The 11,537-nt window shown below is 65.5% G+C and carries 10 protein-coding genes; 6 read left to right on the top strand and 4 right to left on the bottom strand.

The genetic code is table 11. From position 1 onward, the window contains the following. On the top strand, window positions 1-924 hold a 924-nt coding region (locus RHBS_RS06265; protein ID WP_145977481.1), incomplete at its 5' end, for an FAD-dependent oxidoreductase. On the opposite strand, the gene RHBS_RS06260 is transcribed toward RHBS_RS06265, so the two are convergent. After that, the gene (locus tag RHBS_RS06260; protein WP_121870507.1) at window positions 840-1,631 is read right to left on the bottom strand and encodes a YoaK family protein; all 792 of its coding nucleotides are present in this window, start codon (window positions 1,629-1,631) and stop codon (window positions 840-842) included. The two genes, RHBS_RS06265 and RHBS_RS06260, sit on opposite strands and share 85 nt — an antisense overlap. Before the next feature lie 28 nt (window positions 1,632-1,659). Beyond that, window positions 1,660-3,156 (bottom strand): PucR family transcriptional regulator, encoded by a 1,497-nt coding sequence (locus RHBS_RS06255; protein WP_121870506.1) that lies wholly within the window; start codon window positions 3,154-3,156, stop codon window positions 1,660-1,662. Window positions 3,157-3,286: 130 nt separating this feature from the next. On the opposite strand from RHBS_RS06255, the gene gabT reads away from it, so the two are divergent. Together gabT and RHBS_RS06245 are read left to right on the top strand one after the other, a co-directional pair. After that, window positions 3,287-4,651: a 4-aminobutyrate--2-oxoglutarate transaminase gene (gabT, locus tag RHBS_RS06250; protein ID WP_128645177.1), complete on the top strand. Its 1,365-nt coding sequence runs from the start codon at window positions 3,287-3,289 to the stop codon at window positions 4,649-4,651. A 1-nt stretch (window position 4,652) separates the two neighbouring features. Beyond that, complete coding sequence (locus RHBS_RS06245; protein ID WP_128645176.1) at window positions 4,653-6,104, top strand: NAD-dependent succinate-semialdehyde dehydrogenase; 1,452 nt, start codon at window positions 4,653-4,655, stop codon at window positions 6,102-6,104. Between the two features lie 85 nt (window positions 6,105-6,189). Here the strand turns inward: RHBS_RS06245 and RHBS_RS06240 are convergent, their stop codons facing one another. Together RHBS_RS06240 and RHBS_RS06235 are read right to left on the bottom strand one after the other, a co-directional pair. Continuing rightward, window positions 6,190-7,299, bottom strand: a complete 1,110-nt coding sequence (locus RHBS_RS06240; protein ID WP_128645175.1) for a Glu/Leu/Phe/Val dehydrogenase — start codon at window positions 7,297-7,299, stop codon at window positions 6,190-6,192. 167 nt (window positions 7,300-7,466) lie between these two features. Next, on the bottom strand, window positions 7,467-7,946 hold the full coding sequence (locus RHBS_RS06235; RefSeq protein ID WP_032397602.1) for an Lrp/AsnC family transcriptional regulator: 480 nt from the start codon (window positions 7,944-7,946) through the stop codon (window positions 7,467-7,469). Between the two features lie 134 nt (window positions 7,947-8,080). On the opposite strand from RHBS_RS06235, the gene pdhA reads away from it, so the two are divergent. The 3 genes from pdhA to RHBS_RS06220 are packed head-to-tail and all read left to right on the top strand — an operon-like array spanning window position 8,081 to window position 11,502. Beyond that, window positions 8,081-9,163 (top strand): pyruvate dehydrogenase (acetyl-transferring) E1 component subunit alpha, encoded by a 1,083-nt coding sequence (gene pdhA / locus RHBS_RS06230; protein WP_128645174.1) that lies wholly within the window; start codon window positions 8,081-8,083, stop codon window positions 9,161-9,163. Next, window positions 9,160-10,164 carry an alpha-ketoacid dehydrogenase subunit beta gene (locus RHBS_RS06225; protein ID WP_121870503.1) on the top strand — a complete coding sequence of 335 codons (1,005 nt, stop codon included), beginning with the start codon at window positions 9,160-9,162 and terminating at the stop codon, window positions 10,162-10,164. Before pdhA ends, RHBS_RS06225 begins: the two co-directional genes overlap by 4 nt. A 48-nt stretch (window positions 10,165-10,212) precedes the next feature. After that, window positions 10,213-11,502 (top strand): dihydrolipoamide acetyltransferase family protein, encoded by a 1,290-nt coding sequence (locus RHBS_RS06220; protein WP_121870502.1) that lies wholly within the window; start codon window positions 10,213-10,215, stop codon window positions 11,500-11,502. The last annotated feature ends 35 nt before the right edge of the window (window positions 11,503-11,537 follow it).

Raw genomic sequence — 11,537 nt, 5'->3', positions numbered from 1 at the left:
GCAGCGGACGACCACCATCGCGGAATCGTCGGCGGCTCACAGCAACTGCCGATGCGGTTGTGGACCGACACGCCTGCGAACATGGCGCACTGGCCCGCGGGCACATCGGTGGCCTCACTGAACGGCGGCACCACGATGTCGCGCGTCACCGAGATCAGACGCACCGACGGTGGCACCACGATCCACGACGACCGCGGCAACATCCGTACGTACGCGGCCGCCGTCGTGACCGCCCAGAGTTGGATGCTGCTCAGCAACATCAGGTGTGACGACGATCTGTTTCCCATCGACCACTGGACCGCCATCGAACGCACCCACTACATGGGTTCGACCAAGGTGTTCGCACTCGTCGACCGGCCGTTCTGGAAGGACAAGGATCCGGTCACCGGCCGCGATCTGGTCAGCATGACGCTGACCGACCGAATGAGTCGTGGCACCTACCTACTCGACCAGGGCGAGGGCAAGCCTGGGCTGATCTGCCTGTCCTACACGTGGTCCGACGATTCGCTCAAGCTGCTGGCTCTCGACCCGACCGAACGCATGAACATCATGCTGCGCTCGCTCGAGGAGATCTACCCGGGCGTCGATTTCCGCAGCCACATCATTTCCACCCCGGTGACGCTGTCCTGGGAAACCGAACGCGATTTCATGGGTGCCTTCAAAGCCAACCTGCCGGGTCACTACCGCTACCAGGAAAGGCTGTTCACTCACTTCGTGCAGCACCGACTCGACCCGCGACATCGAGGAATCTTCCTAGCCGGCGACGACATCTCGTGGACGGCGGGTTGGGCCGAGGGTGCCATTCACACTGCACTGAATGCGGTGTGGGGCGTCGTGCATCACTTGGGCGGTTCGTCGGCAGCAGGCAACCCGGGGCCGGGCGATGTGTTCGAGTCCATTGCTCCGCTTCGGTTGGGCGACTGACCTTTCGGAGGCAACGACCTGGGTGTGCGCTCGTCGAACACGAACAGTGCCAGAGCGATGGTCAGCATGACGGCGACGACCCAGATCGCCCGTAGCCCGAACAGCTCCACCGCGACTGCGCCGAGCAGCGCCCCGCCGAAGAATCCCGAGATCACCGCGCCGAACCGTCGGGCGCGGGTACCGGCCTCCAGATCGTGTTCGACCACCCGATGGAATGCGGCCATCGCCATGCTACGGAGATTCCCGGTCGTCATGGTGGTGTTGAACGGCGAATCCACCAGCACGCGAAAGGTGGTCACCTGCACGCCGGCAACGTGAGCGAGGATCACCGAGACCACCGCATCGGGCACGGTCGCCGGCAGAAATCCGACGACGAGGACCACCAGGATCTCGAACACCAGCACCGCCCGCACCGGTCTTCGCACGATCTTCGCAACCGCGGGCAGCGCGATGAATTCCGCGGTCGCGACGCCCAGGACGAAGGCCGCCAACGGCGGCAGAAAGGCCAGCGCCTCGATCCACCTGCCACCGGCGACATCGACACCGAGCAGCACCACGTTGCCGGTCTGCGCACCGGCGAACACGCCGCCACGGGTGATGTAGGTGTACGCGTCGAGGAATCCGCCGACTGCCGCCAGCAGTACTCCGAGCCGAACCGATTTCGCAGTTGCGACGGCGATGTGGGGTTCGGGACGAGGCGTGGTCATCGGGAAATCCTGACACGTGTGCCGATATTCACGTTGTCGCGGCAAGCAGTGAGAGCAACAGTTCGGCTCGCACCCGCGCCGACGTCAGATCCACCGCGAGCAATTCCTCGCACCGCGTGATCCGGTTTCGCAGCGTGTGACGATGAACGGACAGGTGCGCCGCAGCGGTTTCCCAATGCCCGTTCGCCTCGAGGAAAGCCCGAAGCGATCCGACCAGATCGGCGGAATGGGTGCGGTCGTACTCGGCCAGTACCGCGATGGTCACGGCAGCCATGGCACGCAACGACTCCTGCACCGGTTCGGAGGCCAACAGCATCGATCCGGTGAATTCGACGATCCGGTCGTGGGGACCCGCCGCGGCGCATGCGAGTGTGGCCTGCCGCAGCGCCGTAGGCGACTCGTCGATGTTCAGCCGGGAACTGATGCCTGCACACGTCGACCGAGGGAGTGAATCGACGAGGTGAGCAACGAACCGGGCGTCGTCGGAGCCGCGCAGCAGTAGTTCGCAGCCGGTATCGGTGTTACGGGCGTAGGTCGGCCGCGCGCGGACCCGGCACTCGGCGTCGACTGCCTCGGCGATGCGTTCGGACGGTCCGCGAATCACCGCAACCCTGATGTGGGAGTCGTCGTCGGCAGCATCGGCGAGATAGCTCGGTAGGGCCGTATCGTCGGAAGACAAGAGATGTCCGTCGAGCAACAACCCGAGCGCGAGAGTGTTGAGCCTGGACTGCTCGGCGCGCAGTCGTGCCGGCTTCTCGAGGTCGAGCGTCACCAGTGATACCGCGTGTCCCAACAGGATCTGCTCGACCCCGGTCATCGGCCCTGTGGTGCGAATGGCCAGGAAGGTCGGAGCGCCACCGGTGATCGCAACCGAATGCAGGGTCACTGTGCGCCCCGGTTCGCTCGCCGACACGGTGGCGGGAGAGGACGACGGCCGGATGCTGCTGGCGATCTCGCGGGCCTGCTCGACGAGGTCGGATGCGTCTGCGGGATGAAACGACTCGGTGCGCCGGCCGATCAGCGCCACCGAGGTCGACGTGGCAACGGCCAGCTCACGGACGATCGCGTTCACGCCGCCGTGCAGCGCTGCCCGAGTGATGCGGTTCTGCACCGAGGCCGCGCGAACGACCTGCTCGTACTCCTGCTCCGAGATTCGCTTCATGACCGCGCGGATGACGGCTGCGAACGGAGTGTCGTAGGGGACCTCGACGACGGGTAGGCCCACGTCCTCTGCCGCATCGAGAATGTGCTGGGGAATCGTGCTGTGCGACAGACCGATTCCGAATCCGAGGCAGGCGACGCCCGCGGCCGCCAAGGTTCGGACGTAGGTGCCGAGAGCTGGGCCGTCGGTGTCGAACCCGAGCCCGGTCGTCAGAATCAGCTCGCCACCCGACAGCCAAGGGCTGGGGTCGGTGAGCTCGGTCGCCTGCGCGAAGGTGATGGGTACGACGCTGCGTTCGGGTCCTCCGCGGTGACTCAGGCGGAGGTGTTGCTGCCTCAGCAGCCAGGACATCTGCACGCTCACCTGTCGAACTCTAAACCCCGGGTCGACGAAACGGAGTGCAACCAGCCCTTCGAATGGACGAATTGGCAGCAGTCCTGGGCGGTCGACCGGTCGCATACTTGCTGGACCAGCCCACATGAAAGGTGCGACCATGGCCTCGATCGAGTACCGACTTCCGCAGGAGCGCAAGATCGTCACCGCGTTCCCCGGACCGAAGTCGTCGGCATTGGCGGAGCGCCGCAAGGCCGTCGTCGGTGCGGGCGTGGCGTCGACGCTGCCGGTGTACGTCGCCGACGCGGACGGTGGCGTCGTGGTCGATGTCGACGGGAACTCGCTGATCGACCTCGGGGCCGGAATCGCTGTGACCACCGTCGGTGCCTCGAACGCGGCAGTCGTTGCGGCAGTGCAGGATCAGGTCGCACACTTCACGCACACGTGTTTCATGATCGCGCCGTACGAGGGCTACATCGAGGTCGCCGAGAAGCTGGCCGAGTTGACGCCGGGGGATCACGACAAGCGCAGCGTCCTGTTCAACAGTGGTGCCGAGGCCGTCGAGAACGCCGTGAAGATCGCTCGTCATGCCACCGGGCGGTCTGCTGTCGTCGTGTTCGACCACGCGTACCACGGTCGTACCAATCTGACGATGGCGCTGACGTCCAAGTCGATGCCGTACAAGAGCGGGTTCGGGCCGTTCGCTCCTGAGGTTTATCGGGCGCCGATGTCCTACCCGTTCCGGGAGGGCCTGAACTCCGACGGTTCCGCGGTCACCGGCGCGCAGGCTGCGGCGCGAGCCATCTCCGTCATCGACAAGCAAATAGGTGCAGTTGATCTCGCGGCCATCCTGATCGAGCCGATCCAGGGCGAGGGCGGCTTCATCGTGCCCGCAGAAGGCTTCCTTCCGGCACTCGCGGACTGGGCACGCGAGAACGGCGTCGTGTTCATCGCCGACGAGGTGCAGTCCGGCTTCACTCGGACCGGGGCCTGGTTCGCCAGCGAGCACGAGGGCGTCGTGCCGGATCTGATCACGATGGCGAAGGGCATCGCAGGTGGGATGCCGCTGGCCGCGGTCACCGGTCGTGCCGACCTGATCGATGCCGTGCACCCCGGTGGGCTCGGTGGCACCTACGGCGGCAACCCCGTCGCGTGCGCCGCGGCCCTGGCGTCGATCGAGCAGATGGAGACACTCGAGCTCAGTGCCCGAGCGCGCGACATCGAACGCATCGTGTTCGAGCGACTGAATGCGTTGGCTTCCGAGGTCGACATCATCGGCGACGTTCGCGGACGCGGAGCCATGCTTGCGATCGAGCTCGTCGTCCCGGGTGGGCGTGAGCCGAACCCGGGGGCCACCAAAGCCGTTGCGGCGGCGGCACTCGAGGCCGGAGTGATAGTCCTGACGTGCGGCACCTACGGCAACGTCATCCGGTTGCTGCCGCCCCTGGTGATCTCCGACGACTTGCTGAGTGAGGCGCTCACCGTCCTCGAAGATGCGCTTCGTGCTGCTGCACAGGGGAACTGACATGTCGGCCACCGACCTGATTTCCTCGCTGCCCACCGATCTGTGGCTCGGCGGCGTGCAGTCGACCTCTGCGTCGGGCGCACGATTCGCCGTGCTGAACCCGGCGACCGGCGAGGAGTTGACGACTGTCGCCGACGCGACCGCGGCCGATGGCATCACCGCGCTCGACCTTGCCGCCGAGGCGCAGCCGGGGTGGGCTGCAACGCCCGCTCGTGAGCGAGCCGAGATTCTGCGGCGCGCCTTCGACCTGCTGCAGGAGCGTGCTGCCGACTTCGCTCTGCTGATGACGCTCGAAATGGGAAAGTCGTTGGCGGAGAGCCACGGTGAGGTGAAGTACGGCAGCGAATTCCTGCGCTGGTTCAGTGAGGAAGCCGTTCGGATCGGTGGCCGGTTCACCCCCGCGCCTGCGGGCAACGGCTCGATCCTGGTCACCAAGTCGCCAGTCGGCCCGGTACTGGCGATCACCCCGTGGAACTTTCCGTTGGCCATGGGCACACGCAAGATCGGCCCGGCACTGGCCGCGGGGTGCACCGTCATCGTCAAACCGGCCGAGGACACCCCGCTGACGATGCTGCTGCTCGGGCAGGTGTTCGCCGACGCCGGATTGCCCCGCGGTGTGCTGTCGATACTCCCGGCCTCCGACGCCGCGTCCGTCACCGGACCGTTGATGGACGATCCGCGGCTGCGGAAGATCACGTTCACCGGTTCGACCGGAGTGGGGAAGTTGTTGGTGCGCAGCGCTGCCGACAGGCTGCTGCGGACGTCGATGGAACTCGGTGGCAACGCTCCGTTCATCGTGTTCGACGACGCGGACATCGACGCCGCTGTCGACGGAGCGATGCTGGCCAAGATGCGCAATGGCGGCGAGGCGTGCACGGCAGCGAATCGCCTGTACGTCGCGAACTCCGTGCGTGAGGCATTCACCGCGAAACTGACCGCGCGGATCGAGGCGCTGACGGTCGGTCCCGGTGATGCAGATGGCACCGATATCGGGCCGCTCATCAACGACAAGCAGCGTCGAACGGTCACCGCCCTCGTCGACGACGCCGTGGCGAAGGGAGCGCGGGTGCGCACCGGCGGAGCCGCACCCGAGGGGCCCGGCTTCTTCTACACGCCGACGGTTCTCGACAGCATCCCGGCCGACGCGAATCTGTTGCAGGACGAGATCTTCGGCCCGGTCGCAGCGATCGTCGGATTCGACACCGAGGACGAGGCCGTCGCCGCAGCCAACGACACCAGGTACGGGTTGGTGGCGTACTTCTACACCGAGAGCCTCGACCGTGCCCTGCGGGTGTCGGCGGCACTGGACACCGGCATGGTCGGGGTCAATCGCGGTGCGATCTCCGACGCGGCCGCCCCGTTCGGTGGTGTCAAGGAATCGGGCTTCGGACGCGAGGGCGGGTCGGAAGGTATCGAGGAATACCTCGATACCAAGTACATCGCGCTGCAGTAGCCGCTGCACGTAGCGCTCCACTCCAGGCCGTGGGTGCGGGATTTCCCCGATCGACGGCCGAGAGTGGAGCGAAGCTTGCTTGTGATCAGCTGCGAGCAGCCGCGATTCGATCCTCCGCCAAGCGATCGGCTGCGGCTCCCAGCAGGATGCCCTCGGCGCGGGCGATGGCGAAGATGCCCGTGACGGTGTCGCGGATCTTGCCGATCGTGGCCATCACTTCTTCCGAATCCTTGCCGCGCAGTTCGCCTTCCACCTGGATCAGGCCGCCGGCGTTGGCGACGTAATCGGGCACCCAGACGATTCCGCGCGCAGCCAGCATGGCTTCGACATCGGGTGTGAGGAGTTGGTTGTTCGCCGCGCCGCACACGATGGACGCCGACAACCGGGCCACCGACGAGGCGTCGAGAGTGGCACCCATGGCGCACGGCGCATAGACGTCGATGTCGGCACCGATGATGTCGGATTCGACGGTGACACCGGGGAAGTCCAGGGTGATGCGGTCGAGGGCAGGCGGGTAGGAGTCGCTGACGATCACCTCGGCACCGGCGTCACGAAGCAGTGCGACGAGGTTGTAGCCCACTTTGCCCGCACCCTCGACGCCGACGCGCTTGCCGGTCAGATCGTCGGAGCCCCAGGTCGATTCGGCTGCAGCCCGAAGGGAGAGAAAGACTCCGAGCGCGGTTTGTGGGCCGCTGTCACCGGTGCCGCCGGCAGTGGTGTTCTTGCCGACGACGTGCGCCGTCTCCTCGGCGATGATGTCGAGATCGTCGCTGTTGGTACCCACATCGCCTGCGGTGACGTACGTTCCGCCGAGCGATTCGACGAACCGGCCGTATGCGTTCAACAGCGTCGGGGTCTTGACGGCGGTGGGGTCGCCGATGATCACCGCTTTACCGCCGCCGAGATCGACGCCCGCAACGGCTGCCTTGTAGGTCATTCCCCGGGAGAGCCGTAGTACATCGGTCAACGCATCCTGCTCGGATGCGTACGGGTAGAAGCGAGTTCCGCCGAGAGCAGGTCCCAACGCAGTGGAGTGGACCGCGATGATCGCGCGCAGCCCGGTGTCGCGATCCTGGCAGAACACGACGCGTTCGTGTTCGCAGTCGCGCGGCATGTCGGGACGATCGAAGACGCCGGTCGGCAGGTGATCGGACGGGGTGGGTACGGCGGTGGGACGGTCGGCAACGACGGACACAGGCGGTCTCTTTCGGTGATGAGGCGGCGGTACCGGAAATGGGTGGTATCCGGAATTCGTGTCCCCGAAGAGTGTCGTGCACGTGCACGCTGGTCAACCGCTGTTGCCGAGAATGTGCATGTTGCACGGTGCATCTCGGATCGGCCGAGCCGGGATGGTCGGGCTGCTCAGCGACGACCGTCCTCGGCGAGTTGCTCGAGCAACGGCTTGGTGCGGTACTGGATCAACTCGCTCATCGCGATGGACATGTTGGTGCGCTCGACTCCGGGGATATCGAGAATGAGACCCGCGATGCGATAGAGGTCGTCGGCGTCGACGGCCGCGATGCGGATGTGCATGTCCGCTGCTCCGGACAGCCCGAACACTTCGAGCACTTCCGGGATGGTGCGAAGGTGTTGGGTCACTGCGGCGAGCGTGTGTTGATTGACCTGTGCGGTGACGAATGCCTGTAGTGGCCGCCCCAGAGACTTCGGCGGGATGCGGTGATCGATCGGCGTGAGCGATCCCTTGTCGTCCCATCGACCGAGGCGCGCCTGCACGGTGTTGCGGGACAGGCCCAAGGTGGTGGCGAGTTCGACGCCGGTGGCTCGTGGTTTGGCACACAGGGCGAGAAGGAGTCGGGCGTCGGTCTTGTCCAGATCGGTCATTGCGCACTTCCTGTAGCTCAGTCTTTACCCAATATTGTGCACACTGCGCAGTTGTGAAGTCATCACTTGTGCAGGGTGGATGTCGGTGGTGTGCTTGTGAAAGACATCACACCACGACGGAGAGTGCCACGAACATGAACACCACCTCGCTGGTACAGCTGATCAAAGAATCTGGAACGGTGGTCCGCAACGAGACCTACTCGCCTCTCGTCGCCGACATCGACACGGCCGCGATGATGGAGATGTACCGCGATCTCGTGGTCGTCCGGCGCATCGACACCGAGGCGACCGCGCTCCAGCGACAGGGCGAACTGGGGTTGTGGGCACCGTTGCTCGGGCAGGAAGCGGCGCAGGTCGGTTCGGCTCGCGCGCTCGACACCGAGGACTTCGTGTTCGCCAGCTACCGCGAGCACGGGGTCGCCTACTGCCGGGGCGTCGACCCCACCCGGATGCTGCGCTTCTGGCGCGGATCGACCCTCTCCGGCTGGGACCCGTACGAATACCGCATGACGACGCCGGCGATCATCGTCGGGTCGCAGGGCCTGCACGCAACCGGGTACGCCATCGGCATGCAACTCGAGGGAGCCGAGGGCGCGGCCATCACCTACTTCGGCGACGGTGCCACCAGCCAGGGCGACATTTCCGAGGCACTCGGCTTCGCCGCGAGTTTCCACGCACCGGTGGTCTTCTTCTGCCAGAACAACCAGTGGGCCATCTCCGAACCGGTGACGGTGCAGACGAAGGCGACGATCGCCGCCCGCGGTGAGGGATACGGAATTCCGTCGGTCCGCGTCGACGGAAACGACGTCCTCGCCGTCCTGGCTGTGACCAGGGCAGCACTGGCGCGGGCGCGTGAAGGCAGCGGCCCGACGCTCATCGAGGCCGTCACCTACCGCATGGGCCCGCACACCACGTCCGACGATCCGACGCGATACCGCTCGGGTGCCACCGACGACGAATGGCGCGCCAAGGATCCGATCGATCGAATCGAGAAGCTGCTCAGGCGAATCGGCGTGTTCGACGATACGTTCGCCGCCTCGGTGAAGCGGACGGCCGACGACGTCGCCGCCGAGCTTCGTCGCGGGTGCCTGGAGACAATCGAACCGGAAGCGATGTCGGTGTTCGACAACGTCTATGCCGATCCACACCCCCTTCTGGATGACGAGCGGGCCCAGTTCGCCTCGTACCAAGCCGGATTCGAAGGAGCCATGTCATGACCACCCTGGAACGGCCCACCAGTCTTCCGTTGGGCAAGGCCATCAATGCAGGTCTGCGACGAGCGATGGAGAACGACCCGAAAGTTCTGCTGATGGGCGAGGACATCGGCAAACTCGGCGGCGTCTTCCGCATCACCGACGGCCTGCAGAAGGACTTCGGCCCCGGTCGTGTACTCGACATGCCGCTGGCCGAATCGGGCATCATCGGCACCGCAGTCGGACTCGCGATGCGGGGATTCCGCCCGGTGTGCGAGATCCAGTTCGACGGCTTCATCTACCCGGCGTTCGACCAGATCGTCTCGCAGGTCGCCAAACTGCACTACCGTACCAGCGGCAATGTGAAGATTCCGATGACGATTCGCGTGCCCTACGGTGGCGGAATCGGTGCCGTCGAGCATCATTCGGAGTCTCCCGAGGGCTACTTCGCGCAGACCGCAGGCCTTCGTGTCGTCACCTGCAGCAATGCCGCCGACGGCTACTCGATGATTCAGCAAGCCGTCGCCAGCGACGACCCGGTGCTGTTCTTCGAACCGAAGCGCCGGTACTGGGAGAAGAGCCCGATCGATCTGGAGTCGCGCGATCTCGACGCGTCCTACCCGCTGCATCGGGCGCGGGTGGTCACCGAGGGCACCGACATCACCCTCATCGCCTACGGTCCGCTCGTTGCCACCGCCCGCAAGGCCGCCGAAGTCGCTGCCCACGAGGGAATCTCGATCGAGGTCATCGACCTGCGCTCTCTCTCGCCGATCGACTTCGAAACCATCGAGGCCTCGGTACGCAAGACCGGACGGCTGGTCGTCACGCACGAGGCCCCCGTGTTCATGGGCCTCGGCTCCGAGATCGCCGCTCGAATCTCCGAACGCTGCTTCTACAACCTCGAAGCGCCGGTGCTGCGCGTCGGCGGCTTCGGTACTCCGTACCCGGCGTCGAAGCTGGAGAAGTTCTATCTCCCCGACGTCGACCGGATTCTCGACGCAGTCGACCGCTGCCGCTCGCACTGACCTCGCGTTCACCGACCGCCGCCGATACGTACCGAACAGGATTCGACGATGCCCACCATCAAGAGCTTTCCATTGCCCGACCTCGGGGAAGGACTCACCGAAGCCGATCTGCTGACCTGGCTCGTCGCCGTCGGTGACACTATCGAGCTGAATCAGAACATCGCCGAGGTCGAGACGGCCAAGGCCGCCGTCGAACTTCCCTCACCGTTCGCGGGCGTCGTTGCTGCCCTTCATGTGTCGGAAGGTGACACCGTCGAGGTCGGGGTCCCGATCATCGACATCCGAGTCGATGGAGACACCGAGGACCCCGAAGTCGTCGTCGCCGGCACCGATGTGGACGACGCGAGTCCGGTGGAGGACAGCGAGGAACGCGTCCCGGTTCTCGTCGGCTACGGCGTGGCGAAGGAAGGATCGAGTCGACGCGGCGGCCGGGGGAGCACGCCGGTCGCTCCGACATCGAACGCGCAGAACGGAAAACCGCTGGCGGCACCGACGGTGCGAAAGATCGCCAAGGACAACGCTGTCGATCTGGCCGAGGTTCCCCCGACCGGAACTCGCGGCGACGTCACCCGCGAGGATGTCGAGTCGTATCTGCACGGAGCCGACACTGCAGGGGAGCAGGCCCCGCTACGGGTCGGTCGCGAAGAGCGCACACCGATCAAGGGGGTGCGCAAGCACACGGCGGATGCGATGGTGCGCAGTGCATTCACCGCTCCGCACGTCACCGAGTTCGTGACCGTCGACGTCACCGACACCCTCATACTGCTGGACTCCCTGCGGTCCTCGACCCACTTCGCAGACGTGCGGCTGACCCCGCTGGCTCTGGTCGCCAAGGCGGTTCTCGTTGCGCTGAAATCGAATCCGTCGCTCAACTCCTCCTGGGACGAGACGACTCAGGAGATCGTGACCAAGCACTACGTCAATCTCGGTATCGCCGCCGCGACTCCGCGCGGACTGATGGTGCCGAACATCAAGGACGCACACGAGAAGTCTCTGGTGGACATCGCCCGCGCGCTCTCGGATCTGACGCGGACGGCCAAGGAAGGCAAGAGCAGTCCGGCCGATCTCGCCGACGGCACGATCACCATCACCAACGTCGGAGTGTTCGGAGTCGACGCCGGTACGCCGATCCTCAACCCCGGCGAGGCCGCCATCCTCTGTTTCGGCTCCATTCGCCGCATGCCGTGGGAACACGAGGGCGAGATCGCACTACGGTCGGCGACGACACTGTCGCTCTCGTTCGACCATCGCCTCGTCGACGGTCAGCAAGGATCGCAGTTTCTCGCGCTCGTCGGCCGGTTGTTGAGCTCTCCGGTGGATATGATCGCGCTGGGCTGACTTCCCAGCTCGTACCGTGAGACGAAGAGGGGCGA

It is taken from the genome of Rhodococcus sp. BS-15, from assembly GCF_000813105.1.
Classification (GTDB): domain Bacteria; phylum Actinomycetota; class Actinomycetes; order Mycobacteriales; family Mycobacteriaceae; genus Rhodococcoides.
This window is presented reverse-complemented; position numbering and strand designations above follow the sequence as displayed.